General features: G+C 72.9%; 30 protein-coding genes. 18 read left to right on the forward strand and 12 right to left on the reverse strand.

The features are described from left to right. Positions 1-51 precede the first annotated feature (51 nt). From ACFYSC_RS16960 to ACFYSC_RS16970, 3 genes are all read right to left on the reverse strand, one after another. Positions 52-1218: an FAD-dependent monooxygenase gene (locus ACFYSC_RS16960; RefSeq protein WP_389961969.1), complete on the reverse strand. Its 1167-nt coding sequence runs from the start codon at positions 1216-1218 to the stop codon at positions 52-54. Between the two features lie 196 nt (positions 1219-1414). Continuing rightward, a complete protein-coding gene (locus ACFYSC_RS16965) occupies positions 1415-4645 on the reverse strand; it encodes a BTAD domain-containing putative transcriptional regulator (RefSeq protein WP_389961971.1) in 3231 nt (1076 codons plus the stop codon). A 62-nt stretch (positions 4646-4707) separates the two neighbouring features. Beyond that, complete coding sequence (locus ACFYSC_RS16970) at positions 4708-5361, reverse strand: CGNR zinc finger domain-containing protein (RefSeq protein ID WP_389961973.1); 654 nt, start codon at positions 5359-5361, stop codon at positions 4708-4710. A gap of 68 nt (positions 5362-5429) precedes the next feature. Here ACFYSC_RS16970 and ACFYSC_RS16975 point away from each other — a divergent pair, with 68 nt between their 5' ends. After that, positions 5430-5804, forward strand: a complete 375-nt coding sequence (locus ACFYSC_RS16975) for a YybH family protein (RefSeq protein WP_389961975.1) — start codon at positions 5430-5432, stop codon at positions 5802-5804. Between the two features lie 126 nt (positions 5805-5930). Here the strand turns inward: ACFYSC_RS16975 and ACFYSC_RS16980 are convergent, their stop codons facing one another. Further along, positions 5931-6794 (reverse strand): helix-turn-helix domain-containing protein, encoded by an 864-nt coding sequence (locus ACFYSC_RS16980; protein ID WP_389961977.1) that lies wholly within the window; start codon positions 6792-6794, stop codon positions 5931-5933. Positions 6795-6953: 159 nt separating this feature from the next. On the opposite strand from ACFYSC_RS16980, the gene ACFYSC_RS16985 reads away from it, so the two are divergent. Both ACFYSC_RS16985 and ACFYSC_RS16990 read left to right on the forward strand, forming a co-directional pair. Then, the gene (locus tag ACFYSC_RS16985) at positions 6954-7610 is read left to right on the forward strand and encodes an NADPH-dependent FMN reductase (protein ID WP_389961979.1); all 657 of its coding nucleotides are present in this window, start codon (positions 6954-6956) and stop codon (positions 7608-7610) included. 34 nt (positions 7611-7644) lie between these two features. Beyond that, entirely contained in the window at positions 7645-7956 is a 312-nt protein-coding gene (locus ACFYSC_RS16990; RefSeq protein WP_389961981.1) for a hypothetical protein, read from the forward strand. A gap of 30 nt (positions 7957-7986) precedes the next feature. Here ACFYSC_RS16990 and ACFYSC_RS16995 read toward each other — a convergent pair whose 3' ends face one another. Continuing rightward, positions 7987-8544, reverse strand: a complete 558-nt coding sequence (locus tag ACFYSC_RS16995) for a TetR/AcrR family transcriptional regulator (RefSeq protein ID WP_389961983.1) — start codon at positions 8542-8544, stop codon at positions 7987-7989. A gap of 57 nt (positions 8545-8601) precedes the next feature. Between ACFYSC_RS16995 and ACFYSC_RS17000 the strand changes: the two genes are divergently transcribed. Beyond that, complete coding sequence (locus ACFYSC_RS17000) at positions 8602-9579, forward strand: DsbA family protein (protein ID WP_389961985.1); 978 nt, start codon at positions 8602-8604, stop codon at positions 9577-9579. 244 nt (positions 9580-9823) lie between these two features. Here the strand turns inward: ACFYSC_RS17000 and ACFYSC_RS17005 are convergent, their stop codons facing one another. Then, entirely contained in the window at positions 9824-11392 is a 1569-nt protein-coding gene (locus tag ACFYSC_RS17005; protein WP_389961987.1) for a family 43 glycosylhydrolase, read from the reverse strand. A 203-nt stretch (positions 11393-11595) separates the two neighbouring features. On the opposite strand from ACFYSC_RS17005, the gene ACFYSC_RS17010 reads away from it, so the two are divergent. After that, on the forward strand, positions 11596-12606 hold the full coding sequence (locus ACFYSC_RS17010; protein WP_389961989.1) for a LacI family DNA-binding transcriptional regulator: 1011 nt from the start codon (positions 11596-11598) through the stop codon (positions 12604-12606). Positions 12607-12620: 14 nt separating this feature from the next. On the opposite strand, the gene ACFYSC_RS17015 is transcribed toward ACFYSC_RS17010, so the two are convergent. Beyond that, positions 12621-13277 (reverse strand): hypothetical protein, encoded by a 657-nt coding sequence (locus tag ACFYSC_RS17015; protein WP_389961991.1) that lies wholly within the window; start codon positions 13275-13277, stop codon positions 12621-12623. 75 nt (positions 13278-13352) lie between these two features. Between ACFYSC_RS17015 and ACFYSC_RS17020 the strand changes: the two genes are divergently transcribed. The 7 genes from ACFYSC_RS17020 to ACFYSC_RS17050 all read left to right on the forward strand — a co-directional run bounded on the left by ACFYSC_RS17020 (position 13353) and on the right by ACFYSC_RS17050 (position 17369). After that, positions 13353-13790, forward strand: coding sequence for a MarR family winged helix-turn-helix transcriptional regulator (locus tag ACFYSC_RS17020; protein ID WP_389961993.1), 438 nt, complete (start codon positions 13353-13355; stop codon positions 13788-13790). Then, positions 13787-14632 (forward strand): alpha/beta fold hydrolase, encoded by an 846-nt coding sequence (locus ACFYSC_RS17025; protein WP_389961995.1) that lies wholly within the window; start codon positions 13787-13789, stop codon positions 14630-14632. The genes ACFYSC_RS17020 and ACFYSC_RS17025 overlap by 4 nt, the downstream gene beginning before the upstream one ends. A gap of 171 nt (positions 14633-14803) precedes the next feature. Then, the gene (locus tag ACFYSC_RS17030; RefSeq protein WP_362936977.1) at positions 14804-15082 is read left to right on the forward strand and encodes a CopG family transcriptional regulator; all 279 of its coding nucleotides are present in this window, start codon (positions 14804-14806) and stop codon (positions 15080-15082) included. An 89-nt stretch (positions 15083-15171) separates the two neighbouring features. Beyond that, a complete protein-coding gene (locus tag ACFYSC_RS17035; protein ID WP_389961997.1) occupies positions 15172-15501 on the forward strand; it encodes a hypothetical protein in 330 nt (109 codons plus the stop codon). Between the two features lie 163 nt (positions 15502-15664). After that, a complete protein-coding gene (locus ACFYSC_RS17040) occupies positions 15665-16078 on the forward strand; it encodes a ribonuclease domain-containing protein (RefSeq protein WP_389961999.1) in 414 nt (137 codons plus the stop codon). A gap of 67 nt (positions 16079-16145) precedes the next feature. After that, complete coding sequence (locus ACFYSC_RS17045; protein WP_389962001.1) at positions 16146-16514, forward strand: barstar family protein; 369 nt, start codon at positions 16146-16148, stop codon at positions 16512-16514. Between the two features lie 315 nt (positions 16515-16829). Next, positions 16830-17369 (forward strand): hypothetical protein, encoded by a 540-nt coding sequence (locus tag ACFYSC_RS17050; protein ID WP_389962003.1) that lies wholly within the window; start codon positions 16830-16832, stop codon positions 17367-17369. A gap of 102 nt (positions 17370-17471) precedes the next feature. On the opposite strand, the gene ACFYSC_RS17055 is transcribed toward ACFYSC_RS17050, so the two are convergent. Next, complete coding sequence (locus ACFYSC_RS17055; protein ID WP_389962005.1) at positions 17472-17855, reverse strand: DoxX family protein; 384 nt, start codon at positions 17853-17855, stop codon at positions 17472-17474. 179 nt (positions 17856-18034) lie between these two features. Here ACFYSC_RS17055 and ACFYSC_RS17060 point away from each other — a divergent pair, with 179 nt between their 5' ends. From ACFYSC_RS17060 to ACFYSC_RS17080, 5 genes are all read left to right on the forward strand, one after another. After that, complete coding sequence (locus ACFYSC_RS17060) at positions 18035-19015, forward strand: RNA polymerase sigma-70 factor (protein ID WP_389962007.1); 981 nt, start codon at positions 18035-18037, stop codon at positions 19013-19015. A 279-nt stretch (positions 19016-19294) separates the two neighbouring features. Beyond that, the gene (locus ACFYSC_RS17065; RefSeq protein WP_389962009.1) at positions 19295-20167 is read left to right on the forward strand and encodes an LLM class flavin-dependent oxidoreductase; all 873 of its coding nucleotides are present in this window, start codon (positions 19295-19297) and stop codon (positions 20165-20167) included. A gap of 133 nt (positions 20168-20300) precedes the next feature. Beyond that, on the forward strand, positions 20301-21014 hold the full coding sequence (locus ACFYSC_RS17070; protein WP_389962011.1) for an ABC transporter ATP-binding protein: 714 nt from the start codon (positions 20301-20303) through the stop codon (positions 21012-21014). Positions 21015-21046: 32 nt separating this feature from the next. Beyond that, on the forward strand, positions 21047-21829 hold the full coding sequence (locus ACFYSC_RS17075; protein ID WP_389962013.1) for an ABC transporter permease: 783 nt from the start codon (positions 21047-21049) through the stop codon (positions 21827-21829). Between the two features lies 1 nt (position 21830). Beyond that, on the forward strand, positions 21831-23111 hold the full coding sequence (locus ACFYSC_RS17080) for an erythromycin esterase family protein (protein WP_389962015.1): 1281 nt from the start codon (positions 21831-21833) through the stop codon (positions 23109-23111). Positions 23112-23260: 149 nt separating this feature from the next. Here the strand turns inward: ACFYSC_RS17080 and ACFYSC_RS17085 are convergent, their stop codons facing one another. Beyond that, positions 23261-23977, reverse strand: a complete 717-nt coding sequence (locus ACFYSC_RS17085; RefSeq protein ID WP_389962017.1) for a hypothetical protein — start codon at positions 23975-23977, stop codon at positions 23261-23263. 438 nt (positions 23978-24415) lie between these two features. Here ACFYSC_RS17085 and ACFYSC_RS17090 point away from each other — a divergent pair, with 438 nt between their 5' ends. Beyond that, positions 24416-24892 (forward strand): lamin tail domain-containing protein, encoded by a 477-nt coding sequence (locus ACFYSC_RS17090; RefSeq protein WP_389962019.1) that lies wholly within the window; start codon positions 24416-24418, stop codon positions 24890-24892. Between the two features lie 155 nt (positions 24893-25047). Here ACFYSC_RS17090 and ACFYSC_RS17095 read toward each other — a convergent pair whose 3' ends face one another. The 3 genes from ACFYSC_RS17095 to ACFYSC_RS17105 all read right to left on the reverse strand — a co-directional run bounded on the left by ACFYSC_RS17095 (position 25048) and on the right by ACFYSC_RS17105 (position 25971). Then, positions 25048-25200 carry a hypothetical protein gene (locus tag ACFYSC_RS17095; RefSeq protein WP_389962021.1) on the reverse strand — a complete coding sequence of 51 codons (153 nt, stop codon included), beginning with the start codon at positions 25198-25200 and terminating at the stop codon, positions 25048-25050. A gap of 110 nt (positions 25201-25310) precedes the next feature. Beyond that, a complete protein-coding gene (locus ACFYSC_RS17100; RefSeq protein ID WP_389962023.1) occupies positions 25311-25691 on the reverse strand; it encodes a DUF2283 domain-containing protein in 381 nt (126 codons plus the stop codon). A gap of 43 nt (positions 25692-25734) precedes the next feature. Then, a complete protein-coding gene (locus tag ACFYSC_RS17105; RefSeq protein WP_389962025.1) occupies positions 25735-25971 on the reverse strand; it encodes a hypothetical protein in 237 nt (78 codons plus the stop codon). Positions 25972-25984 lie beyond the last annotated feature (13 nt).

Consider the following 25984-nt stretch of genomic DNA (forward strand, 5'->3'; position numbering starts at 1 on the left):
CCGTTCACAACGGCGGGGGCCGTTCACGGCGGCGGGGGCGGAGGCCCGGTGTCACCTCGCGGCGGAGGCCGCGACGAGCGACGGATAGTCCTTCAGCTCGATGTCCGTGGCGAACCGGTCGGTCAGCTTCACCATGAGCGCGAACATGAGCCGGCGCCGGAACATCCAGTTCCGCATCCTGATCCTCCCGCGGGTCGACGGGGCGAGGAAAGCGCCGGCGTCGCCCTCCCGGGTCACCTTGGCGTAGCCGCGGAGCAGCTCCTCGTACCCGCGGAACCCCGCCCGGTGGTCGCCGCCGGCCAGCGCCAGCTCCCCGGCCAGCACGTACGCGCCCACGACGGCCAGGCCGGTGCCGAAGCCACCGAGGGTGTTGCCGTAGGCGGCGTCGCCGAGCAGCACCACCCGCCCACTGGCGTACCGGTCGATGTGGACCCGGCTGATCGAGTCGAGATAGAGCTCGCGGGCGTGCGGCAGACGAGCGAGGATCTCGGGCACCCGCCAGCCCGCGCCCCGGTAGGCGTCGACGAGGATCCGCTTCTGCGCCTCGACGTCGTAGCGGTCGTAGTCGATCGGCGGGGAGGCGAAGACGAAGAAGACGGGCGAGCTGGGGCCGCCGAGCGAGACCATCCGGCCGGGCTCGTTGTACATCCCGGTGCCGAGGCCGGCGCCGAGGTCGGCCAGCGCGTAGTGGTACCCGAGGAAGCGCACGTACTCGGACTCGGGGCCGAAGGCCAGCCGCCGCACGTTGGAGTGGATGCCGTCCGCGCCGACCACCAGGTCGAAGGTGCGCGGCGCGCCGCGCTCGAAGGTGACGTGCACGCCGTCCGCCGTCTCGGTGAGCGAGGTGATCGAGTCTCCGAAGACGTACTCGCAGCGGCCCGCCGTCCTCTCGTACAGCAGGGCCGACAGGTCGCCGCGGAGGATCTCGACGTCGCCGCCGGTGAACTCGCCGGGCAGGACCGCCAGCCGTCGTCCGGCGGCGTCGACGATGTCCTGGTCGGTGCCGCCGGTCTGACGGCGCCGCACCTCCTCCAGGACGCCCATCCGCCTCAGCACGGAGAGCTGGGCCTCGCCCTTGAAGTCGACGGCCTGCCCTCCGGGGCGCAGCGAGGGCGCCCGCTCGACGACGGTGACGGCGCAGCCGTAGCGGTTCAGCCAGTAGGCGAGTGCGGGGCCGGCGATGCTCGCGCCGGAGATGAGGACCGTGGTGTTCTTCATGCCTCCGACCTTCGCCGGGGGCGCTGACAGCCCGCGGACCACCGGCTGACACCCGCGCTCCCCGGCCGCCGCGCACTGTCAGCCGCTGTCAGCGCCGCCGCCCCGCACGTCCGCGCCCCGCGTCTCCGCGGGTTCGTCCTCGAGTCCCGCGTCTCCGTGTCCTCGCCCCGGATCCCCGCACGTCCGCGCCCCGCGTCTACACGGGGCCGCCGTCCTCGTCCGCCTCGGCGGCGAGCATCGCCCGCGCCTCGTCACGGCCCATGGCGGCCCCGCGGGCGAACGCCGCCGCGAACGCCTCCGCCCCGGCGAGGCCCCTGGCGTCCGCGGCGGTCCGCGCGACGTCGCGATCCCCCGCCACGGCCAGGCCGCGCACCGCCACCGCCGCTCCCAGCAGCAGGGCGGCCCGCTCTCCCGCCTCCCGTGCGCTCTCCCCGGTCCCAGCGCTCTCCCCGGTCCGCGTGAGGCCCGCCGTACCCGCCGCGGCGTCCCCGGTCGTGGAGCCCCCGGCGGCCGTCACCGGCTCTCCCCCGTGCCTCGGCAGTACGGCGTCCGCCCACCCTTCGGCGGCGGCGGCGAGGTCCGGCGTCAGCGGTGACCTGCGGGCCTCGGCCAGCGCCCGCCGGTGCCGGAGCCGTGCCCCGGCGACGTCGCCCTCGGCTGCGGCCAGCCGCCCGAGCGCGGTGAGCGCCCGCGCCCGCGCCCCCGCCGCCAGGGTCCCGCCCTCCGCGACGCGCAGCGCGGCGCCGGACAGCCGGCGGGCCTCGGCGAGGTCGCCCCGGTCCCACGCGATCCGGCCCAGGCCCAGGTGGACCTCGGCGGGCGCGTCCGGCCAGCCCGCCTCGCGGGCGAGCTCCGCGGCCCGCCGGTAGTCGCCGTCGGCGGCGGCGAGGTCGCCCTGGCGCACGAGCGCCTCGGCCCGGTGCGCGAGCAGGTCGGCGCTCTCCTCCAGGGCTCCGAGCTCCTCCAAGAGCCGCAGCGCCTCGTCCCACAGTTCCCGGGCCCGCGCCCACTCGCCGCGCAGCCCCGCGATCAGGGCCAGCCCGTCGAGCGCCTGGGCGGTCCCCCAGCGCTCGCCGAGTTCGCGGAACCGCGGCAGCGTCTCCGCGAACTCCCGCTCCCCCCGGGCGACCTCGCCGCCGAACACCGCCAGCAGGGCCCGGCTCAGCCGTCCCAGCGCCCGGTTCCACGGGTCGGAGCCCAGCAGCCGCTCCGCTTCGGGCCCGATCGGCTCCGACGACCCCGACGGCCCGGCGAGCATGCCCCACAGCGCCACGGTGAACGGTTGGCGCGTCGGCCGGTCCAGAGACCGCATGATCTCCCCGGCCCGCTCCCAGTGCTCCGCCGGCGCCCGCGGCACGGCGTGCGCCACGCACACGACGTACTCCTCCTCCAGCCCCCCGGGCGGACCGCCGGCCGCGTCGAGGAGTTCGGCGGCGGCCTCCCCGGCCTGGCTGCGCCGCCCGCTCAGCCACCAGTAGGCCGCCAGCGCGGCGACCAGCCGCATCGCCGTCTCCCGGTCCCCGTGTACGGCCCAGCGCAGCGAGGCCATCAGGTTGCCGTGCTCGGCCGACAACCGCTCCAGCCACTCGAGCTGCCCGGCCCGGAGCAGGTGGGGGCCGGCGCGTTCGGCGAGTCCGAGGAAGTGGCGGGCGTGGGCGGCGCGCAGACGCTCCTCCTCCCCGGCTTCGGCCAGCTTCCCGGCGCAGAACAGCAGGATCGTGCTGAGCATCCGGTAGCGGTCGCCGTCCGCCTCGACCAGCGACCGGTCCACCAGGTCGGCCAGCAGTCCGGCGGCGTCGTCCACGCCACAGACCTCCTCGACCGCCTCCAGGGACGCGCCGCCGGTGAACACGGCGAGCCGCCGGGCCAGCGCCCGCTCGTCGGGGGTGAGGAGGTCCCAGCTCCACTCCACCACCGCGCGCAGGGTCCGGTGCCGGGCCGCCGCCGTACGGTCGCCGCGCGACAGCAGCCGGAACCGGCCGTGCTCGGCCAGCCGCGTGGCGATCTCCTCGGCGGTGAACGACCGCAGCCGCGCCGCCGCCAGCTCGATGGCCAGCGGCAGGCCGTCCAGCGCCGCGCAGATCCGGACGACCGCGGCCGCGTTGCCCGGCTCCACCTCGAAGCCGGGCCGTACGGCGGCCGCCCGGTCGGCGAACAGGCGGACGGCGGGGTAGGCGGCCGCGTCCCGCGGCGGCGGGCCCGGGGGCGGGACGGCCAGCGGAGCCAGCGGCACCAGTGTCTCACCGGTGATGCCGAGGGGCTCGCGGCTGGTGGTGAGGACGCTCAGCCCCGGGCAGTCGGCCAGCAGCTCGCGGACCAGCGCGGCGGTCCCGGCGACCACGTGCTCGCAGTTGTCGAGGACGAGCAGCGTCTCCCGGCCGGCGAGCGCCGTCACCAGGCGGCCGACGGGATCGGCCGCGCGGGGTGACTGGAACCCGGCCTCGCGCAGCCCGAGCGCGCCGAGCACCGCCCGGGACACCTGGTCGTCGCCGGCGGCGGAGGTCAGGTCGGCGAAGCACGCCTCGCGCCGGTCCCTCCCCGCCGCCTCGATCGCGAGCCGGGTCTTGCCGGTGCCGCCCGGACCGGTGATCGTGACGAGCCGGGAGCCGCGCAGAGCGCCGAGCCGCTCCAGTTCCGGCTCGCGTCCCACGAAGCTGGTGAGCTGGGCCGCGAGCCGCCGCCTCGGCGGCGGCGCGGGCTCGGCGGCGCGCAGCACGGCCAGGTGGACGGCCGCCAGTTCCGGGGAGGGGTCGGCGCCGAGCTCCTCGGCGAGGGTCCGCCGGGTCTCCTCGAAGACCTCAAGCGCCTCGGCCTGCCGTCCGGCCGCGTGCAGGGCCCGCATGAGCTGGCCCCTGAGCCGTTCCCGCAGGGGGTGCGCGTCCGCCAGCCGCCGCAGCCCGGCCACCGAGGTCCCCTCGGGGAGGGCGAGCTCGGCCTCGGCGAGATCCTCCGCGGCGACGAGCCGCAGCTCCTCCAGGTGCGTCTCCCGGGCCCGGCGGAACGATCCGGGCGGCAGGTCGGCCAGGGCGGGCCCCCGCCACAGGCCGAGCGCCTCGCGCAGCGTGCCCGCCGCGGCCTCGTGGCGGCCCTCGGCCAGCAGCCGACGCCCCTCGCGGGCGAGCCGTTCGAAGCGGTGGACGTCGACGTCGCCGGGATCGGCCGCGAGGCGGTACCCGGTCCCGTGGAACTCCACGGTTCCGGCGGGCAGGCTCCGGCGCAGCCGGGACACCTGGGCCTGCAGCGCGTTCGCGGCGCCGGCCGGGGGGTCGTCGCCGTACTGGCCGTCGATCAGCTCCGTCACGCCGACCACCCGGCCGGCGTTCAGCAGCAGCATCACCAGCAGGGCGCGCGGCCGGGGACCGCCCACCGGGATCTCCTCACCGGAGGCGGACCGCACCTCCAGTGGCCCCAGAACGCCGAACCGCACGTGCCGATTGTCCCTCATATCCGGCGTGTCCCGCCGACCTGGAACCTCAGGGCTCTTCGGCCCTACGGCTCCTCCGTCGCGGACCGCGGGGCGCGGTCGCGGCGGGTGCGGAGCTTGTGCCGGTTGCCGCAGCGGTCCATCGAGCACCAGCGGCGGGCGCCGGGACGGGAGGTGTCCAGGAAGACGAGGAGGCAGCGCTCCCCGCCGCACACGCGCACCCGGGAGGCCATCGGCCCGCCGAACAGCTCGACGGCGTCCCTGGCGACCGCGGACAGGAACTGCGCGCCGGTCACCGGCGTCGCCCAGCCCAGCCGGAAGGACGGCGTGATCAGGGGTGCGGGAGGCGGGGCGGCGGCGAACTCGTTGAGCACGGCGGGCGCGCCCCGCGGATCGACGGCGGGCGCGCCCCGCGGATCGACGGCGGGCGCGCCCTGCGCCTCCGCCGCACCCTCCGTCCCCGTCGCGCGCTCGGCCAGGGCCTGGATCGCGGCGCGCAGCCGTTTGGCCCCGGCCAGGTCGGCCTCGCCGACCACGATCCGGTCCGGCAGGCCGAGCCTGGACCGAGGGATCCAGGCCGCCAGGTCCTCCGGCGTGTGCAACCGCTCCCACTGCGGGAGCGAGCCGGTGAGCAGGAACTCCAGGCACAGCGTCCCCGCGTCGAAGCGGAAGGTCTGACCGTCCCCGGGTGTCAGGAGGATGCCGCTTGCGTTGTTCACCCCGCCAGTCTAGCCTCTGACACCAGTTAAACCGGTGTCACCATCCGGTGCGAACGAGAGGCGGGGTCATGCGGGAGATCATCGATCTGATGGACCGGGCGTGGGAGGCCAACCGGAACGGCGACGCCGCCTTCTACGACGGCTTCCTCACCGACGAGCCGGTCAGCGTCTCACCGTGGGGCGTGGTGACCGACCGGGACGCGATCCTGAAGGGGTTCGCCGAGAACCGGAACCCCTACACCCGCACCGAACAGTCGGACCACCGGGTGATCACGCTGGGCCCCGGCAGCGCCGTGCACACCAGCAGGGTCGAGATCGACATGCTGGTGAACGGCACCGACCCGCAGACCATGACGGTCTTCGCCACCACCGCGCTGACTCGGAGCGCGGACGGGGCCTGGAGGGCGGCCCTCTTCCAGATCACCCCCGCGCCCGCCCGCTGACGCGGGTCGCCGGACCGGCCGGGCGGATCCCGCGCGGGGTGACCACGAGCCGGCCGGTGGCCACCCGACGCCGGACGGCCGCCGGACCGGGCCGGGAGCGCGGCGCCGTACGGTCGCCGGGCCGCGTCAGCCGGCCACCGCGCGCAACGCGCCGGGCGCGCGGCCGGCGAGGCGGTCGAGGGCGGCGGACGTGGCGGCGTCGGCGGGGAGGTACACGACCAGGCGCTGGCCGTCCGCGCCGGACGGTTCGAGGGTCTCGCGCACCAGCCGCAGCTCACCGGCCTCCGGGTGGACCAGCCGCTCGGCTCCCATGCTCCCGGCGACCCCGGGAGGGGCGGCCGGCGCCGCCATCCGGGCGGCGAACGGCGCGCCGGCGACGACCGTCAGCTCCTCGGCGAACCCGGCGAAGTGCGGGTCCGCCGGGAAGCACGCGGCCCGCAGGACGGCGATCTGCTCGTCGGCGACCCGATCCCAGTCCGGGTAGGCGGTCCGGGCCCGGGCGTCGGTGAACAGGTGGCGGACGACGTTGGGCGACCGGCCGTCGAGGAGCCCGATCGGGCCGGCGAGCCGCTCGTAGCCCCGGGTGAATGCCAGCACGTCCCCCAGCCGGTTGAGCACCACGGCGGGCGCGGGGTCGAGCCGGTCCAGCAGCGCCCGCACGGTGGGGCGGACCGACCGGGCCGGCGGCGCGACCCCCGGGCAGGACAGGAGGCCACCGCTCATCTTGGCGGCGCGCAGGAGATGGAAACGCTCATCGGAGGAGAGGCGCAGCGCGTCGGCGAGCGCGGTGAGCACCTGCGGGGACGGATGCCGGTCGCGCCCCTGCTCCAGCCGCGTGAGGTACTCGACGCTGACCCCGGCGAGCGTGGCCAGCTCGGCCCGGCGCAGCCCGGGGGTACGCCGCCGTACCCCTTCGGGGAGCCCGACCTCGGCGGGCGTGACGGCCTCGCGGCGGGCGCGCAGGAACATGCCCAGTTCGTTGTCACTCACAGCCGGAATGTACCGTCCGCGCCGCCGATGAGGGTGGCCCCGCGAGGGCCAGTCTCACGCCGGTCTCCCTCCGCCGCGTACGGCCCGGCAGGTTGGTGGTCGTCCACCGGAGCGTCCTCTCCGACGCCCCGGAACCGCGAGCACGAGGAGACACCCCAGATGATCCGCATAGCCGTCGTCGTCGGCAGCACCCGTCCCGGACGCCGGGGCGCGGGCGTGGCCCGCTGGGTCGAGGAGGCCGCCGGACGGCACGCCGCCGCCAAGGCCGGCGAGGCGGCCGTCGAGCTGGTCGACATCGCCGAGTACGGCCTGCCCCTGCTGGACGAGCCCCTTCCGGCGATCTTCGGCGACTACCGCAACCCCCACACCGTGCGGTGGGCCGAGACGATCCGCTCGTTCGACGCGTTCGTGTTCGTCACCCCGGAGTACAACCACTCCGTCCCCGCCGCATTGAAGAACGCGATCGACTACCTGTACGCCGAGTGGCACGACAAGGCGGCCGGGATCGTCGGGTACGGCGTCGAGGGCGGGATCCGCGCCGCGGAGCACCTGCGGCTGGTCCTGGCCGAGACGAAGGTCGCGGTCGTGGGCACCCAGGTGGCGCTGTCGATGTTCACCGACATCGTCGTCACCGATCCCGCCGACCCCGGCGTGCTCTCCCCGACGGAGCGCCAGCAGAAGGCCATGACGGCCATGCTGGACGAGGTGGTCGCGTGGTCCCGTGCCCTGCGGCCGCTGCGCGAGCCCGCCGGGACGGGGGACGGTCTCCCGCCGGTCTCCCTCAGCGCGGCGCGACCGGGCGGTTCGGCACAGTGATCTGCGACGGCCCACGACGCGGAGGAAACCGGCCATGTGGGTGATGATCCGTTACCGGATCCGGCCGGACCGGCTGGAGGAGCACCTCGAATCGTTGCGCGCCGTACAGGAGGAGATGGCGGCGCTCCGCCCGGAGGGCGTGCGCGAGGCGGTCTTCCGGCTCACCGATGAGGTGGGCTTCGTGCACCTCGTGGAGGTCGAACACGGCCCGGAGGTACTGGGCCGGCTGGAGACCTTCAGACGCTTCCGCGCGGCGCTCGACGAGCGGTGCGACGAGCCTCCGGTCATGACCGAGTTGCACCCCTCCGGCGCGTACCGCTTCCCCGGGTTCCCCGCGTCTTTCTGACCGGGCCCGTCCCGGGCGACGGGCGGGACGTCAGGCGCGGAAGAGGCGCCAGAACGCCAGTGCGACCTCCTCGGCGGGCGCCGGGGGGTCGCCCGCGACCCAGTGCGCGATCACACCGGTGAGGGCGCCGGCCAGGTAGGCGGCGTGCGTCTCCGCGGGGACGTCGCCGGGCCCTCCGGCGCGGGACCCGCTGGCGAGGCGTCCGGCCAGCTCGGCGGTGAGCCGTTCGCGCATGCGCGTGACGAACAGCGCGCTGCCCTGGGGCCCCAGCATCCGCCGGTACAGCGGGGCCGCGGCGGCCACGTGACCGAACAGGACGGTCAGCGGCTCGGGGGTCCGGTCGCGGGGCGCGTCGCGCGGGCACAGCGCGGCGGCCCGGGCCACCTGGGTCACCGCCTCCTCCATGGCGTCGGTCACGAGCGCGTCGACGTCGGGGAAGTGCAGGTAGACCGTCGCCCGGTTCACCCCGGCGCACCTGGCGACCTCCGACACCGTGATGGCGCCCACGTCCTTCTCCGCGGCCAGGGTGAGAACCGCTGTGCGCAGCCGCGCGCGGGTGCGCCGTACTCGGGGGTCGTCCGCCTTCATGCCGGGACTATACAACAGGTGTTGCATAATCGACACATGTCGTATAAGTTGCCCGTCATGCGAATCGAGATCTGGGCGGACGTGGTCTGCGGATGGGCGTACATCGGCAAGCGGCGACTGGAGGCGGCACTGGCCGGCCCGGCCTTCGACGGCGTCCCCGTCGAGGTCGTGTGGCGGCCGTTCCGGATCGATCCCACCGCGCCGGCGCGGTCCGTCCCCCTTGAGGAGGCGCTCGCCGACCCCGCGGTGGACACCGCGCTGCGCGTCTGCGCGCCCGGCCTGTCCCCGGAGGAGAGCCGGACGCGGGTCTCGGACATCGCCGCCGCGGAGGGGATCGGCCCGCGCTGGGGCGCGGCCTGGCGGGCGAGCAGCCACGACGCGCACCGCCTGCTGTTCCTCGCCCACGAGCACGGCGGCGCGGAGCTGCAGAACGCCGTGGCCGAGCGGGTGATGCGGGCCCACTTCGTCGACGGCGCCGACATCGCCGACCGCCGGACCCTCGCCGCCGTCGCGGCCGAGGCCGGCTTCGCCGACGGCGGCGCGCTGCTGGAGACCGGAGCGGGTGAGGACGAGGTGCGGGAGCTGCTCCTCATCGGCAGGGCGCGCGGCGTGACGACCTCGCCGACGATCGTCGTCGGCGACCGCGCGCTGGCCGGCGCTCAGCCGGCCGAGGTGATCCGCGACTTCGCCGCCCGGGGCGGAGACCGCCGTGAGCTGCCCGAGGAGGTGGAGCGGCTGCGCCACGCCGAGGCCCTCCTCGACCGGCGCGACCCGCTCGGGGCGCTGGTCCTGCTGCGGCCCCTGCTCGGCGCGCACGGCGACGACCGCAACGTGCTGATGCCGGCCGCCCGCGCCTACTTCGCCTCGGCGCAGCTCGGCCGGGCCCGCGCCACGCTGGAGCGGCTGGTCGCCGCCGCACCGGACGACTCCTACGCCCGGCTCCTGCTCGGCCGCACCCTGCGGCGGCAGGGCCTCGCGGAGGAGGCCGCGGCGCACCTGAACATGGCCGCCGCCATGTCCCCGGAGTACGGCTGAGCCGCGCCCGTCCCCGGCACCGGGCCCAGGACGTGACACCGGCCGCACGATGAGCGGCCGGTGTCACGGGCGGCGACCCGGGCGGCCGGTCTCTCCCCGCGACGGCCGGGAGGGACCGGACGGGCAGGGCGCCGTCCACCACCGGCCGGCTCGGACGCGCTCCTCGGCCGAAAGAGACCAGGCGGGCAGGACGCTGTCCACCATCCGGCGACTCGGACGCGCCCCTCCCACGAAGTGCCGGCTCTCAGGAGGTGCCGGCCGCGATCTCGAACGAGACGTCGAACCGCCGGAAGGAGGCGCGGCCCGCCTCTCCCGCCCCTCCCGCCTCTCCCGCCGCGAAGAGCCCGAGGACCGCGCCCACCCACACGCCCGCCACCGCGTCGAAGACCCCACCCGCGCCGATGTCCCCGCCGGCGCCCCCGCCGGCGCGGAAGACGCATCTGCCGCGGGCGTCCACCTCGACGCGGAGCTCGGCCTCCGGCCGTTCCAGCGGCACCGGCGGCGCCAGGTCCCGCTCCGCCTCCCCCTCGCCCGCCGTACGGCAGGCCAGCACCGGGCCGGCGGCGGTGAGCTCCACCCCGAGCCAGGCGTAGGCCCGGCCGAGGACCACCAGCCCGGCACGGGCGCCCGGCCCGGCGTCGAGCGTCAGCCGCGTGACGGCGGCGAACGGCCCGGCGGGCAGCCGCTGCGCCAGGACCCCACCGTGTTCGCGCAGGTCACCGGGACCGGGAAGACAGATGATCGTTAACATCCCATCGCCGGACGAACACTGTCCCGGGCGCGGGTTGACCGGCCGGTGCCACTGCGGGCCGGGTTCCGGGCCTGCGAAGTCGTCGCTGACCGGCGGGGCGGCGGGCTCGCATCCGGCGACGGGCTTGCGCCCGCCCGGCACGGGACGCCCGCCGTCGCCGACGACCGGCCAGCCGTCGGCGTCCCAGCGCAGCGGCTGCAGGTGGACGATCCGGCCGAAGGGCCCGCGGTCCTGGAAGTGCAGGAACCAGTGCGAGCCGTCGGGGGCGTCCACCCACGCGCCCTGGTGCGGGCCGTTGACGTCGGTGTCCCCCTGCCGCAGCACGATCCGGTCCTCGTACGGCCCGTTGATGTCGCGGGCGCGGAAGACCGACTGCCAGCCGTCTGCCACTCCCCCGGCGGGCGCGAAGATCCAGTAGTGACCGTCGCGCCGGTAGAGCTTGGGCCCCTCCAGCGTCCGGTAGCCGGGCAGCCGGTCGCCGTCGACGACGATCCGGCCCTCGTCCAGCAGCCGCGTGGCGTCCGGCGTCATCCGGTGCAGGGTCAGCCGGTTGTTCACCCCGGCGCGGCTGCGGGCCCAGCCGTGCACGAGGTAGGCGCCGCCGTCGTCGTCCCAGAACGGACACGGGTCGATGAGGCCGAGCCCGGCCTTGAGCAGGCGGGGTTCGCTCCACGGGCCGCGCGGATCGGCGGCGGTGAGCACGTGGACGCCGCGGTCGGGGTCACCGTAGAAGATCCAGAACCGGCCGTCGTGGTGGCGCAGCGAGGGCGCCCAGACCCGGCGGCCCGGCTCCGGCCTGGTCAGCCCGGCGAGCGTGGGCAGGGCGTGCCCGATGAGGGTCCAGTTGACCAGGTCACGCGAGTGCAGGACGGGCAGGCCGGGCACCTTGGAGAAGCTGGAGGCCGTCAGGTAGAAGTCCTCACCGACGCGGATCGCGTCGGGGTCCGACCAGTCGGCGTCGAGCACGGGGTTGCGGTAGGTGCCGTCTCCGAGGTCGGCGGTCCGGGGGCCGGTCCTTCCGGTCCGGGGGCCGGTCCTTCTGTCCGTCGGGGCGGTGGGCATGGCCGGACACTCCTTCGTGGGCTCCACGGGCGCCGGCCGCGCGCCACGCGGCCGGTCTGCTGGAAACCCTGCGGCAACGGGACTCCGGGGTCAACGGCTCGCCGCCCGCCGCACCCGCGCCACCTGCGCGAATGCCGGAATCCCGAAATTTTCCGATTCGTCGGGCTGGCCCTCGCCTCGTGCGGGGCGGGAAAGTGGTGGGCATGCCCCCCGAGGACGGGTCCGCCCCGTTGCCGAAGCTGACGGTGATCGCCCGAGAGGCCGGCGTGTCCGTCGCCACCGTATCCAAGGCGCTCAACGGCCGGTCCGACGTCTCCTCGCGCACCCGCCGTCTCATCAACGAGGTGCTGGAACGGCGGGGCCACCGGCCACGGCCCCGTCCCCGCCGGGGGACCATGGTCGACGTCGTCGTGCCGGGTATGGGCTCGCCGTACGCCATGGCCGTCCTCGGTGGCGTGGAGGACGCCGCCTGGCGGCTCGGCGTGGACCTGGTGGTCTCGGCCGTGGCGGACCGCACCAGGAACGGCCGGCCGCCACCCGCCTGGCTGGACCGGATCGGCGCCCGCGACAGCGCGGGGGTCCTCCTCGTACGCACCTCGCCGACCGCCGCGCAGCGGGCGTGGCTGGCCGACCACGGGATCCCGGCGGTGATCATCGATCCGCGGCGCGACGCCCCGCCCGGCGTCCCCGTCGTCGCCTCGGCCAACCGGGCCGCGGGCCGGGCCGCCACCGCGCACCTCATCGGACTGGGACACGAACGGATCGCGATCGTCACCGGCCGGCCGGGCGTGCCGTGCGCCGTCGAACGGCTGGACGGCTACCGCGAGGCCATGGCCACGGCCGGACTACCGGTCGATCCGGGCTGGGAGACGTGCGGTTCCTTCCAGAGCGAGCCCGCCCGGCAGGCCACCGTCGCGATGTTCGGCGCCCTGCCGGTCCCGCCGACCGCCGTCTTCGCCTGCTCCGACGCGATGGCCGTCGGGGTCTTCCAGGCCCTCGCCGAACTCGGTCTGCGCGTACCCGGCGACGTGAGCGTGATCGGTTTCGACGACTCGGTGGCGGCGGTCCACGTCACCCCCGCGCTGACCACCGTCCGCCAGCCCTGGCCCGAGCTGGGAGCCGCCGCGCTGGCCGCCCTGCTGTCGGGAGATCCGCCGGTCCGGGCGGAGCTGCCCACCGGCATCGTCGTACGGCACAGCACCGCTCCCGCCTGAGCACCCGCCCGCGGCTACGGCCGCGGCTCGCCGTACCAGCGCCAGGAGGTCAGGCGGGGGCGGCCGGGGAGTTCCCCGCGCCCGGTGGCCCACAGCAGGGTGGCCCAGGGGCCGGCGTCCCGCGGGGCGTCGGGGAACAGGCGGGCGAGCACCCGCTCGCACAGGCCGGCGGGCGGCGACCAGCCGAGCCCGAGCCCCCCGGCCACGTCGTGGATGTGCACCAGGGTCTCCACCATCCCCATCGCGGCGAAGCCCTCGGGGTCGGAGGCCCCGAAGATGTGATGGGCGCGGACCGCGGGCGGCGTCGTGCGCACCATGGCCGACAGCAGCGCACCGCTCGTCTCCAGCACCTGCGGCAGCCCTTCGGGCCCCGCCGCGCGGTCGGCGTGGATCGCGTTCCGCGGGCCACCGGGCCTGAGCCGCTCCAGGCGGAAGGGCACCTCGCGGTCGCCGGGCGGTGTGCGGAGGCCGAGCTGTACGGCGTAGGCGAAGAGGTCGTCGCTCAGGTGCTCGACGGTCTCCCAGCGGGTCCACTCCAGCGAGCCCGCCATGTCGTCCCACGCGGTCGCGGGCACGCGGCGGACGACCTCCACGGCGAGCCGTACGGCCTCGTCGACGTCGTCGGCGGTGACGGGGGATCGGGGCGTCGCGGTTTCGCGGGGCTGTGGCATGCCACGGACCATACCGCCGCGCGGACCGCGGGAAAGTAACTTGCTTTGGCTAAGTTAGCTTGCTAACTTAGCGGCATGGAACACAGCCTGAGCCTGAACCTCCACGTACTCACCGCCCGGCTGGACCGGGCGGCCGACCGGATCCTGCGGGCGGAGTACAACGTCTCCTACAGCCGCTTCGTGGCGCTCACCCTCGTGGGGGAGCTGGGAGCCTCGACGCAGCGGACCCTCGCCGAGTACCTCGGCGTGACCGAGCCGTCGGTGAGCCGCATGACCTCGGTCCTCGCCGCCGAAGGTCTCCTCGACGTCCAGCCCGACCCCGCCGGAGGGAACCGCCGGCGGCTCAGCCTCACCGACGAGGGAAAGCGGCTGGTCACCTCCATCCAGCAGGGCCTGGAGGGCAAGCTGGCCGGGATCGTCGCGCGCAGCGGCGTGCCGTACGACGAGTACGCCGAGCACACCGCGCGACTGCTGGCGACGTTCGAGGGACTGGAGAGGGAGACCGGAAAATGAGCGAGAACCTTCAGACCCCGCTCTCCACCCTGCGCACGGCCGTCTCGGCCGACGGCACGGCGATCGGCTACCGGACCATGGGCTCCGGGCCCGACCTCATCGTGCTCGGCGGAACACTGAAGACCGCGGAGGACTACCTGCCGCTGGCCGCCCCTCTGGCCCGGTCCTTCACGGTGCACGTCGTCGACCGGCGAGGCCGCGGCGCCAGCGGTCCCCAGGGCCCCGGCTACTCCCTGGAGAAGGAGGTGGAGGACCTCATCGCCGTCCAGGCGGACACCGGGGCGCGACTGGCGTTCGGGCACAGCTACGGCGGCCTCGTCGTCCTCGAGACCGCGCGGTCGCACTCCCTGTTCGACCGCATCGCGGTCTACGAGCCCGGGGTGGCGTGCGCCCCCGTCCCCACCGCCTGGATGGCCCCCTTCCGGGAGCGACTGGCCGCCGGAGACCCCTACGGGGCGTTCATCCACTTCGTCCAGGGGTCGGGCGGCGCGCCGGCCTTCATGACCAAGCTGCCGCACTGGTACCTGCGGATGGTGTTCCGCGCGGCGTTCCGCGGACCGGCCTGGCAGCGGATGCGCCCTCTTCTGGAGTCCTGCGCGCGCGAGCACGAGCAGATCGCCGCCCAGTACGGCCGGCTCACCGAGTTCGCGGACGTCACCGCCCCGGTTCTGCTGCTGGTGGGCGGCCGCACCCCGCAGAGGCACCGGGAGGAGTTCGTCATGCTCCGCGACACCCTTCCCACCGCCGTGCTCGAAACCCTGGACGGCCTCAACCACATGGGCCCGTCGGAACGGAAGCCGGCCCCGGCGGTGGCCGAACGGATCCTGCCGTTCCTCCTGTGAGGCCCGGCCCTCCCGGAGGTCCGGGCCGGCGAGGCCCGGACCTCTCGCGACGCCTCGGCCGAACGCCCGCGGTTCGGCTCGCCCGCATGCCGTCGTCGGCGAGAGGAAGGTGCGGCTACAGCACGCCGAAGCGCTGGTAAGGACATCGATACCGGGAGCATGGTCATTGGTATGGCGACCAAGAAGATAACGGTGACGATTCCCGAAGAACTCCTTGATGAGATCCGCACGGATGCGGCCGAGCGGGGATTGTCGGCGTACGTCGCCGAGGCGTTGCGCTTCAAGCGTGACCGGGATCGGCTTCTGGAGGTGGTGAACTGGCTGGAGGAGGAGTACGGGCCGGTCACCGAGGACGAACGCGCAACGGCGCTGCACGAACTGGAAGACCTCGATGCCGAGCACGAGCGCCGCCGCGCCGGGGGGAAGCGGAACGCGGGAGAGGCCGCGTGAGGAAACGAAGCAGCGAGCGTGAACAGCCGTTACGGATCTTCGTGTTCGACTGCCGAGCCTTGTCCCTGGCCGTTCGGGGTGACAGAAAAATGATCGCCTGGCTCGATCTCGCGGCCCGGGGACAGGCGGAGGTGGTGACGTCTCCGATGACCGTGATCAAGGCGTACGACGGCAGGATCACCGAGCAACGCTGGGACTGGGTCCTTTCCCGGATCAACGTCGCCGACATCGGAAAGGACGAGGCTCGTCAGGCCCGCCGGCTTCTGGCGGACGCCGGACTGCACGGCCACAAGTACGCCATCGACGCGGTGCTGGCGGTCATCGCGCGACAGCAGAAGGGACAGGTGACCCTTTTCACCTCGGATATGGACGATCTGGAGAAGCTGGTCCCCGATTCGATCGTCCTGAAAAAGGTGTGACGTTCTCCGCCTCGCCATTTCGCAGGCCCATTCGAAGGCCCCGGGTGAACACCTCGGCAGGTGTCGTGTGAAATTCATGGGTTCGTAGCGCTCTGACCCTTTGTTCTGACTCACCCCGTAAGAGATGCTGACGGTGCCCTCTCCCCCCAGCAAGGAGGACCCCGTGCCCCCCACGCACCGCTTCCGGCCGTCCTGGGCGAAGCGACTCATGGTCGTGATCGCCGCCGTCGTGTCCCTGACCGGAGTGACCACCGCCGTCCCCGCCCACGCGTCGGTCTACGCCTCCTGCACGATGACCCGCTGCGCCGACGCGCGCTCGGCCGACTCGATCTGGGCAGGAAAGGGATATCCCACCACCGCCGGCTGGTACTCCTGGTCCGACGGCAGGTACAACTACACCGGCGGGCGCTTCTACAACCGGGAGGGCCAGCTGCCCAGCGGCGCCACGTACTACGAGTACGACGTGTACTCCCGGGCGTACGGCGCCGCGCGCGACGCGTACCGGATCGTCGTCAACCGCAGCACCGGCGTGACCTGGTTCTCGCCGAACCACTACACCGACTTCTACCGCCTCTAGGCTCCGTTTCACGGATCCTCGCCGTGGCGAGGATCCGCGGACCTCTCAGAACCCCTTGGGACCTCTCATGACCTCCACCGCACGTCCGCTGCCGCCGTGGCTGACGGTGACCACCGCCCCGGCCCCGGCGGTGGTCGACGGGCGGGCCTGCCGGACCCGCGCGGCCTTCTTCGAGGAGGCGGCGCGGGCCCTGCGCCTGCCGGACCACTTCGGCCGCAACTGGGACGCCCTCACCGACTGCCTGCGGGACGTGGGAGAGGTCCGGCTGATCGTGGAGCACGCGGAGGAACTGCTGGGCGCCGAGCCGCCGGAGCAGTTCGCCGTCCTGCTCGCCGTACTGGCCGGCGCCGCCGAGGCCGGGCTCACCACGGTGCTCCACACCGACCCCGCGAAGAAGCCCCTGCTCCGCGAGCGCATCGTCGCCGCCCTCCCCTGACCCGGCCGCCGCGCTTCGAGTCCCAGGATCATTCCGCGAAGACCGTCATGTGAAACGGCCAGAGCCTACGTGGCACGTGAGCACCGGCAACGGCTTTTCCGGATGGCCGCGACAGGCCACCGCCTTCACACGCAGGGGCAGATCACCGTGGCCGATCGGGGATGGACATGATGGTCCCTGGTGGCCCAAGGTGAGGACATGGCACGGAGAGTGACGTCTTTCGGGGACCAAATCGGGGACTCGGCACGTAAATACCCCTGGCAGGAATGGGCGGATGGGAGCCCGTGGGAGATCCGGCGGGGCGAGGACTACGACGTGGCGACAGAGAACATGCGGGTCAACCTCCACATGAAGGCGAAGCAGCTGGCCTGCAAGGTGCAGACCCGCAAGATCACAGGCTCGGGCGGAGAGGGCCTGGTCTTCCAGTTCCTGCGATTCGAGGCGGAGAAGGACATGGATGAATCCGTATCGGCGGCTGACAGGGCGGCGGCTGCCGAAGCCCTGTACGAGGACTGCCGTTACATCTATGAGACCGCCCGGCAGGAAGTGACGATCCCCCGCAGCGACGGAACCCGGCAGAAGTACGCGGCGGTTCGCTTCATGCAGCAGATGAAACGAGCCCACGAGGAAGGACGGCTGATCGATGCCGTGGCGCAGACGGTCGAGAGCCGCACCCAGGGGTTCGGGCACCTTGAGGCGGCCGGTCGCGACGACCTCATGCTCGAGAGCTTCGTGCTCGACGAGGGCAGGCCGTACCACCACCTGTTCGGTGATCAGACGGTGAGGGTGGCACAGGCCCGTATGACCGAGTACTACCGTCGACACCCTCGCCGGTACGGCCCCTCGTCCTCATGACCGCCGGCCTTCGGAAGGCGTCGGCGGGTCAAGGACGGTGATTCCCCACGCGGCGCCGTTCCGTGGCTACGGTGTACAGCGGCGGCCGGGGCCGGGGGCGGGTCAGCCGGTGAAGGACTCCGGACCGAAGCGGCCCCACGCCACGAACACGGCCATGGCGAGATAGACCAGGTCGGGCACGATCGTCGCCCTCTCCCCACGGCGGAGACGCATGGTCGCCGCGCCGGCGAACAGCAACGCCACGCAGACGGCGGTCACGGGCACCATGACCGGCGCGACGCCGAGTACGGCGGGCAGGATCAGACCCGCCGCGGCCAGGATCTCGAGGACTCCGATGCCGCGGAGAGCGCCGGGGCTGAAGTCCAGGACCCATTCCCCGGCGTGGCCCACGGAGGCGATCTTCTCCCTGGGCACGAACATCTTCGACGTGCTGACCAGCAGGACGGCGGCCAGCACGCCGGTGACGATCCACAGCGCGAGGTTCATGAGGATCTCCATACGAGGTCGTCGACGGTTTCCGTTCTCCGGTCAGAAGATGCCGGCGACCCGAACCCTGTGACAGCGTGGTCATGTGACATACGCCATCGATCCCGGGTGTCACAGAACGGCGGGGACCGGCATCTCGTGTACGGCGTGATCCGAGGGCGAACAGGCAGGAGCCGGTCATGAGCGAGTACGGCGAACACGCGGCGGACACGGCCGGACCGTCCGCCCGTGGCGACCGCGTGGACCCCGCCACGGAGGTGTTCCTCGCGCATCGCAACCTGCTGTTCACGGTCGCCTACGAGATGCTCGGCTCGGCCGCCGACGCCGAGGACGTCCTGCAGGAGACCTGGCTGCGATGGTCGGGCGTCGACCTGGACACCGTGCTGGATCAGCGTGCGTACCTGGTCAAGGTCGCCACCCGTCAGGCGCTCATGCGGCTGCGCGCGCTCGGCCGGCGCAGGGAGTCCTATGTCGGCCCCTGGCTGCCCGAGCCGCTGCTGACCACGCCCGACGTGGCCGAGGACGTCGAGCTGGCCGAGAGCGTCTCGATGGCGATGCTGCTGGTGCTGGAAACGCTTCAGCCGACCGAGCGGGCGGTGTTCGTGCTGCGCGAGGTGTTCGGCCTCGGCTACGACGAGATCGCCGAGGCCGTCGGAAAGAGCCCGGCCGCCGTACGGCAGGTCGCCCACCGGGCCCGGACGCACGTCGCCGCCCGCCGGCCGCGCGGCACCGCCTCCCCGGCCCAGACCCGCGACGTCCTGGCGGCGTTCCGGCGGGCCGTCGAGACCGGTGACCTGCAGAGCCTGCTCGACATCCTCGCGCCGGACGCCGTCCTCCTGGGCGACGGCGGCGGAGTCGTGCAGGCCGTGCCGCGGCCCGTCGTGGGGGCCGGCAAGGTGGCCCGTCTGCTGGCCGTCGGGCTGGGCAAGGCCGGCGCCGCGATATCGCTCGAACCGGTGCAGGTCAACGGTGGCCCGGCGTTGCTCGTCCGGCTCGACGGACGGATCGACACCGTCATGGCGGTCCGCGTCGACGACGGCCTCGTCACCGGGCTCTACGCCGTACGCAACCCGGAGAAGCTGTCGCGCATCGCACGGGAGACTCCGCTGAGCCGCCGGCGGTTCCCCTCGCTCTCGGTCAGGTCGGAGAGCACGTCGTAGTCCGGAGCCGACAAGCCGGAGTCGCGCCGGAGGTCGCGGACGATCTGCGCGTCCAGCAGCGGGCGCATCCCGCGGTAGCCCGTCCACGCTCGTTGCTCCCGGTCGCTCAGCCAGCGCGGCGGCGCGTCCGCACGTCCCGGCCTGGAGCGTTGGTTGACATGTAACCGATCAGCGGCCTAGCTTTTCGGTTACATGTAAACAAAAATGATCCGGTGTGACGCCTTCGGTCCCGGCAGTACGGGACACCGGGCGCTTCCCCCGGTGAAAGGCGGTCACATCATGGGTGGATCACTGTTCGGGGTGGGTCTCTCCCCCGCGGCCGGCCCGGGAACGGACCCGGTTCGCGACGCCGTGGCGGCTGAGGAACTGGGCTTCGACTTCGTCTCCACGTCCGATCACCCGTGCGGCGACTCGCCGACCCATGAGACCTGGACGATGCTGACCTGGGTCGCCGCAGCCACCTCCCGGATCCACATCGCGACCCGCGTGCTGGGCGTGCCCTACCGTCCGCCCGCGATGGTCGCCAAGATGGCCGAGACGCTGCACCGGCTGTCCGGCGGCCGCCTGATCCTCGGGCTCGGCGGCGGCCACTCCGACGACGAGTTCCGCGCCTTCGGCCTGGACGTGCCCTCACCCCGCGAGAAGGTCGACGGGATGACCGACGCCGTCCACATCCTGCGCGGCCTGTGGTCGCAGCAGCGGTTCACCTACCGGGGCGACCGCTACCACACCCAGGCCGCCGAACTGGAGCCGAAGCCGGACACCCCCATCCCCATCTGGCTCGGCACCTACGGTCCCCGGGCGCTCGCGGCCACGGGACGACTGGCCGACGGCTGGATCCCGTCGCTCGGCTTCGCCCCGCCCGAGCAGGCGACGGCCATGCGCGAGCGTGTCCTGGCCGCCGCCGCCGAGGCCGGCCGGGATCCGGCGGAGATCGCCTGCGTCTACAACGTCCCGGTGTGGATCGACGGTCCCGAGGACGACGCGGCCGTCCTCGGCGGCCCCGCGCAGGCGGTGGTCGAACGGCTGACCGGCTTCGCGAAGCTGGGGTTCACCTCGTTCAACTTCATGCCGGCCGGTCCCGAACCGCACACGCAGACCGAACGCCTCGCCCACGAGGTCCTTCCGGCACTGCGCGCCGCCCTGTCCTGACGCCCCCTGCCGACCCGGGTCCAGGGCCGGATCGACCCGGGTCGAGATCCCGGGCGACGAGCCTGGACCCGGGTACGGCGGCCCTCGCCCCAGGACCGATGACCGGCGGCCCCGCCTGCGGTGAACTGGACCAATGATCGAGTTCAGCCACGTCAGCAAGGTCTACGGAGAGGTGAGGGCACTCGACGACGTGTCCTTCACCGTCGAGGCGGGGAGCGTCACCGGGTTCCTCGGCCCCAACGGCGCCGGGAAGTCGACGGCCCTGCGCGTCCTCCTCGGCCTCTCCCGCGCCACCTCCGGCTCGGCCACCGTGCTGGGCCGGCCGTACGCCGAACTGGACAGCCCGGCCTACCAGGTCGGCGCGCTGCTCGACGCCGGCGCCCAGCACCCCGGCCGCACCGGCCGGGAGATCCTGACCCTGGGCGCGATGACCCTCGGCCTGCCGAGATCGCGGGTCGACGAGGTCCTCGACATGGTCGGGCTGAGCGCCCGCGAAGGCGGCCGGACCGTCCGGGGCTACTCGCTCGGGATGCGGCAGCGGCTCGGCATCGGCCACGCCCTCCTCGGCCGTCCTCGGGCGCTCGTCCTGGACGAGCCCGCCAACGGCCTCGATCCCCAGGGACTCCACTGGATGCGCGGGCTGCTGCGCGGACTGGCCGAGTCGGGGTGCGCGGTGCTGCTCAGCTCGCACCTGCTGCACGAGGTGGAGCGGATCGCCGACCGCATCGTGATGATCGGCCACGGCCGCGTCCTCGTCCAGGGCCCCGTCGAGGAGCTCGGCCGGGGCCGGAGCCTTGAGGAGGCCTTCCTCGAACTGACCGCGGGCACCGGCCGGCACCCGGCATGACCACCCCCGACACCCTCGCGTCCAGGAGCATCATGAGCGACACCACGACCGTCGGCCCGGACACCGCCGGCATCGACCGGACCCGGACACCGACCCCGTTCCGGCGGCTGCTGGCCGTCGAGACCCGCAAGCTCTTCGACACCCGCAGCGGAAAGATCATGACCGCGGTCATGATCGTGCTGACCGTGGGCGCCATCGCCGGACGTGGCCTCTACGCCGGCCCGCGGCTGGAGGTCCTGATCGGCACCGCCGGGCTCAGCCTCGGCACCCTGCTGCCGGTGCTCGGCATCCTCACGGTGACCGGCGAGTGGAGCCACCGCACCGCCCTGACCACCTTCACCCTCGAACCCCGGCGCGGGCGGGTGCTGGCGGCCAAGTGCCTGCCGCCGCTGATCGCCGCCGTGGCGGCCTCCGTGTTCGCGATCCTGGTCGCGGTGCCGGTGACGGCCGCCGTCTCCGCCGTCCGGCACGTCCCGGCCGACTGGGACGTCGCGCCCGTGGCGCTGCTGGGCTGGACCGCCGTGAACGTCCTCGTGGTCGCGATGGGCCTCGCCCTGGGCATGCTGCTGCTGAACGCCCCCGCCGCGATCGTGATCTGCCTGTCCGCTCCCGCGCTGTGGAGCGCGGTCGCCAGGATCGGCTCCGTCGGCGAGACCCTGGCCGGCTGGCTCGACCTGAACACCACGGCCGGCCCCCTGGTGGAGGGGCACATGACCGGCGGCGACGTCGCCCGGCTGGCCGCCTCGGTGTCCTTCTGGATCGTCGTCCCGCTGGCGGCCGGTACGGCGCGCGTGATCCGCAAGGAGATCGGCTGAGATGGGAGACGCCCGCACCCGCACGCCGCTCACCGCCGCACTGGCCGCACTGGCCGCACTGGCCGCGCTGGCCGCGACCGGCTGCGCGGCCACGAAGGTGGACACCTCCCACGTGACGTCCGACGCCGTGGTCGCCGTCGGCGAAGCACCGCTCGACGCCGCCGCGGCCAGACGCCTGGTCGGGATCGGTGAGGCCACCCATGGCAACAGGGAGTTCGCCCAGGTCCGCCTGTCGATCATCCGTACCCTGGTGCGCGAGCACGGTTTCCGCGCCATCGCCCTGGAGGCCGACTTCGGCGGCACCGCCGCCGCCGACGACTACGTCAGGGAGAACCGGGGCAGCGCGGAGGAGGCCGCCACCGCGCTCGGCTTCGACATCTACCGGACCAGGGAGACCGCGGACCTCCTCACCTGGATCCACGACCACAACGCCACCGTCTCCGACGCGGACAAGGTGCGCCTGTACGGCTTCGACATGCAGCGCTACGACCTCAACAAGAAGCGGCTGCTGAGCTACCTCGCCCAGGTGGATCCGGCGCTGGGCCGGCAGGCGGAGACGTCACTGGCCGGCCTCACCGACGCCGGCCGGGCCACGCAGGACGAGAAGAAGACGGCCGCCGCCGCCACGGCCGCCGAGCGGATCGTCGCCCAGATGAGAACCGGCCGGGAGAGGTACGTGAAGGCCTCCTCTCCGGAGGCGTTCGTCCTCGCCGAGCACCACGCCGAGACCATCCTGCGCGGCGCGCGGCTGCAGACCTCCGGCGACCGGTACGCCGCCGAACGTGACGCCTGGATGGCCGAGAACGTCACGTGGATCACCGACGTCGAGGCCGGCCAGGGGCGGAAGCAGCTCGTGCTGGCCGGTCACAACGGCCACATCGACAAGAGCGGTGCGGCGTTCTCCTACGAGTCGATGGGCCGGCGGCTGGCCGCCGCGTACGGCGGCGACTACTTCACGATCGGCACGGACTTCGGCGAGAGCACCTTCATCAGCAAGGACGAGGCCTCCGGGGAACGCAGACGATTCAGCGTGACCAACCCCTCCCCCCTGGCCAAGCTGTTCGGCCGCGAACCGCTGGGCTACGTGGACATCAGGCGGGCCTCGGCGCAGCCCGCCAACCGGAAGCTGCTCAACACGGAGATCCCGATGGGCAGCGTCGGCGACGCCTTCCAGTCGGCCTACAGCGGCGTGCTCGCGGCCTACACCGTGAAAACGGTCCCCGCCAAGGCGTACGACGCCCTGGTCTACGCACCTCACGCCTCGCCGGTCACCCCGCTGTGACCTCGGAACCGGCCGGTTCGCGGAACAGCAGGCGGCCGGGTCCGACAGCCGCTCCGGCGGGGTGTGGATGATCGCGCCGGGCGCCGGGCGAGACCGCTCCGGTGGTCCTGCGGGGACGCCCGCCCGCGGCGGGGCCTCCGTGGCGGATCTCAGTGGTTCGCCCGCTCGAAATACCCGAGGGCCGCGCCGACCGCCCTGCAGGACTCGACGTCGTCGCCGCCCGGAACGATGCGGTACGGATGCCAGACCTCTACCCGACCGGCCCCGACCCGCGCGTACAGGCAGGTGCCGTCGGCCCCTTCCCTGAGGGCGACACCGATCGTCCCGTCCCTGACGGTGATCTCCTGCGTGATCCTCCGGTCCAGGTCCAGTCGTGACACGGCCTGCCGGACCTTCGCCGGATCCGCCCGGCGGGGCAGGGTGTCCCGCAACCGTTCGATGATCCGGGCGGGAAACCTGGGCGGGCCGGGGAAACGCAGGGGCGTTCGCCGGGGGCAGTCGACGTCGTCGACGGCGACGTCGGATCGGTAGACGCCGATCTCGAAGCACCTGACGGCATCCGGCGGCGGGGTGGACGCCCCAGGACGGGCTCCGCCCGCCGCACCCGTGGCCGTGCCCACGACCCGCACCACCAGCCTCAGCGGATCGGCCCTGTTCCGCTTGTCACCGCCGATGGCCAGAAGGTCCACACCCTCTCGCCGGGAGACGAAGAACCCGAAGTCCTCCGTCTTCCAGGACATGACGTTCCCGAGCGCCTCGGCCAGGCTTTCCGCCTGTGCCCGGGCATTCTCCTCAGCGGCGTCACCGGTGGTGCCGCACCCCGACATCAGAAGGACCAGAACGACCGAGCAGAGAAAAGGGCGCACATGTCATCCGTACCCCATGACGGCACGGCGGGCCGGACGATCCCGCATCGACCGGTGAACGACCACTCTCTTCTGGTGACGCTGACCTTTCAAGCTCGGTGCCATAGGCTCTTGCGCATTCCAAATGGCGGGAGAGACGAACAGCCCGGCTCAGGCCTTTCGAAACGACGGGTCCCTGACGGCACGGCTCCCGTCATCGACTTCCTCCTGCGGGCCTGCATCGATGCCGATGAAAGAGACCTGCGGGCTTGAACCGATGCCGATGAAAGAGAACCGCGCCCCCGCGTACGCCGACCGGCGGCCCGCCGACTCCCGCTGCGCCGGACGAAATCCGGTCGATCCTGCGATATGCGGAGAAAACCGAATTCACATGCCAACCTGCACCGCGGGGCAACCGTCTCACATTTGCCTCATACCTCACATGCCGAAGGACTCACGGTGCGCCCCCTCCCTCTCGCCCTGTTCGCCGCCGCTCTGACCTTGCCGTTCGTGTCCGTCGCACCGGCACAGGCCGCCACGCTCCCCGTGGTCCAGTTCGTGAAGATCTACTACAACTCCCCCGGGTCACCGGACAACGGGGCGAACACCAGCCTGAACGGCGAATGGGCGCAACTCAAGAACACCACCCGGAAGACGATCAACCTCAAGGGGTGGACCCTTCGCGACAAGACGTCCGCGCCGGACCACGTCTACACGTTCGACGCGTTCACCCTCGGCGCCGGGAAGACGGTCACGGTCCGGACCGGCAAGGGCAGGAACACCTCGACCGTCCGCTACTGGGGCCGGTCCGGGGGGACGTTCGCCTACATCTGGAACCAGACCTCGGACACGGGCTACGTGCGCAACCCGTCCGGAAAGCTCATCGACTCCTGCTCGTACAACAACTCCCGAGCCGCGTCGGTCAACTGCCTGTAGCCGTAAGGAACGGGCCCGCCGGCCGGCGCATCCCCTCGCGGAAGGAGCCGGGAGTCGGAATCACTTCGGGGAGACAGCCCGAATTCCAGGAGCGACGAAGTTCCCTGTTGTTCCCCACCCATCGGGTACGGCCGACAGGCTCGTCACAAGGACATTCAGCAGTAGAGCAGCTGATCGTCATCCCTCGCGCGACGTGCCAGACCGACGAGATCCTTGGTGAGCGACAGCATGTACCCGTCGTCATCATCGGTGAAGCGGGAGAACTCCTCGATGGCCGCCCACTGCTCCGCCGGCAGAGGCGAACGCACCTTCCCTGGCCGGAGGCGGACATCGAATGAGTCCTCGGCCCCCTTGTCCTCGCTGGGCGGCTTCGGGCCGCCCGGCAGTCACCGGCGTCTTCGCTCAGGCGGTCGAGGGCTCAACCTGAGGCCTCGTTTTCCCTCAAGGGCTCTTCCCCGTCGGAGAGCCCCTTCCCATTTTCAGCGTCGTGCTCTCCCGGCCAGGCGGCGAGGATCTCGATGCCGATCACCTTGCCGTCCTCGTCGAGGTCGAAGTTCACCATCGCGTCGTCCACCGTGACCGTCCTCACCGCGGCGCCCGGAGAGATCGGGCCGTGCAGATAGACGTAGGTGCCTTCGGCTTCCGGATCGTAGGTCCACATGCCGGGATGCCTCTTCAAGGCCGCCGTTCCTCCCGCTGTCAGCAGAGCGTTAGAAAGACCAAGAATGGGTGGCTCCCAAGCCGGCTCCCAGAATCGGAGTGTCGGCGGGGTTCCGGAGGACTGCGCTTCGAGGAGCATGCGCCCACGAGCTCATTCGGAGTGTCCCGTGGTTGCCGTCAAGCTAGCGTCCATGCTCCCGAATCGCCGCCTCGATCCGTAGGCCGACGCCGACGACAGCGAAGATCAGCGTTCCCATGAGAGCCTGGTCCGGCAGTTCGCCGTCATTGGCGATGAGGGGCAGGAGAGCCAGTGCCGCCCCGAGAGCGAAGGCCGCATTCCCATAGGCTCTCACGGTCTCCAAGTCGCTCTTTTTCTCGCTCGGAGGGACCTTCTCCGGCTCGTTCACAGCGAAGATCATCCCATGATGGCAG

The organism is Streptosporangium sp. NPDC004379, assembly GCF_042873875.1.
In the GTDB taxonomy this organism is placed as follows: Bacteria; Actinomycetota; Actinomycetes; order Streptosporangiales; family Streptosporangiaceae; genus Streptosporangium.

What these genes read in the sequence shown, in the direction of transcription:
- ACFYSC_RS16960 (WP_389961969.1), bottom strand. Translation starts at nt 1,218, where the DNA reads ATGAAGAACACCACGGTCCTCATCTCCGGCGCGAGCATCGCCGGCCCC.
- ACFYSC_RS16975 (WP_389961975.1), top strand. Translation starts at nt 5,430, where the DNA reads ATGCGGGAGATCATCGATCTGATGGACCGGGCGTGGGAGGCCAACCGG.
- ACFYSC_RS16985 (WP_389961979.1), top strand. Translation starts at nt 6,954, where the DNA reads ATGATCCGCATAGCCGTCGTCGTCGGCAGCACCCGTCCCGGACGCCGG.
- ACFYSC_RS16990 (WP_389961981.1), top strand. Translation starts at nt 7,645, where the DNA reads ATGTGGGTGATGATCCGTTACCGGATCCGGCCGGACCGGCTGGAGGAG.
- ACFYSC_RS16995 (WP_389961983.1), bottom strand. Translation starts at nt 8,544, where the DNA reads ATGAAGGCGGACGACCCCCGAGTACGGCGCACCCGCGCGCGGCTGCGC.
- ACFYSC_RS17000 (WP_389961985.1), top strand. Translation starts at nt 8,602, where the DNA reads ATGCGAATCGAGATCTGGGCGGACGTGGTCTGCGGATGGGCGTACATC.
- ACFYSC_RS17005 (WP_389961987.1), bottom strand. Translation starts at nt 11,392, where the DNA reads ATGCCCACCGCCCCGACGGACAGAAGGACCGGCCCCCGGACCGGAAGG.
- ACFYSC_RS17010 (WP_389961989.1), top strand. Translation starts at nt 11,596, where the DNA reads ATGCCCCCCGAGGACGGGTCCGCCCCGTTGCCGAAGCTGACGGTGATC.
- ACFYSC_RS17015 (WP_389961991.1), bottom strand. Translation starts at nt 13,277, where the DNA reads ATGCCACAGCCCCGCGAAACCGCGACGCCCCGATCCCCCGTCACCGCC.
- ACFYSC_RS17020 (WP_389961993.1), top strand. Translation starts at nt 13,353, where the DNA reads ATGGAACACAGCCTGAGCCTGAACCTCCACGTACTCACCGCCCGGCTG.
- ACFYSC_RS17025 (WP_389961995.1), top strand. Translation starts at nt 13,787, where the DNA reads ATGAGCGAGAACCTTCAGACCCCGCTCTCCACCCTGCGCACGGCCGTC.
- ACFYSC_RS17030 (WP_362936977.1), top strand. Translation starts at nt 14,804, where the DNA reads ATGGCGACCAAGAAGATAACGGTGACGATTCCCGAAGAACTCCTTGAT.
- ACFYSC_RS17035 (WP_389961997.1), top strand. Translation starts at nt 15,172, where the DNA reads ATGATCGCCTGGCTCGATCTCGCGGCCCGGGGACAGGCGGAGGTGGTG.
- ACFYSC_RS17045 (WP_389962001.1), top strand. Translation starts at nt 16,146, where the DNA reads ATGACCTCCACCGCACGTCCGCTGCCGCCGTGGCTGACGGTGACCACC.
- ACFYSC_RS17055 (WP_389962005.1), bottom strand. Translation starts at nt 17,855, where the DNA reads ATGAACCTCGCGCTGTGGATCGTCACCGGCGTGCTGGCCGCCGTCCTG.
- ACFYSC_RS17060 (WP_389962007.1), top strand. Translation starts at nt 18,035, where the DNA reads ATGAGCGAGTACGGCGAACACGCGGCGGACACGGCCGGACCGTCCGCC.
- ACFYSC_RS17065 (WP_389962009.1), top strand. Translation starts at nt 19,295, where the DNA reads ATGGGTGGATCACTGTTCGGGGTGGGTCTCTCCCCCGCGGCCGGCCCG.
- ACFYSC_RS17070 (WP_389962011.1), top strand. Translation starts at nt 20,301, where the DNA reads ATGATCGAGTTCAGCCACGTCAGCAAGGTCTACGGAGAGGTGAGGGCA.
- ACFYSC_RS17075 (WP_389962013.1), top strand. Translation starts at nt 21,047, where the DNA reads ATGAGCGACACCACGACCGTCGGCCCGGACACCGCCGGCATCGACCGG.
- ACFYSC_RS17080 (WP_389962015.1), top strand. Translation starts at nt 21,831, where the DNA reads ATGGGAGACGCCCGCACCCGCACGCCGCTCACCGCCGCACTGGCCGCA.
- ACFYSC_RS17100 (WP_389962023.1), bottom strand. Translation starts at nt 25,691, where the DNA reads ATGCTCCTCGAAGCGCAGTCCTCCGGAACCCCGCCGACACTCCGATTC.
- ACFYSC_RS17105 (WP_389962025.1), bottom strand. Translation starts at nt 25,971, where the DNA reads ATGATCTTCGCTGTGAACGAGCCGGAGAAGGTCCCTCCGAGCGAGAAA.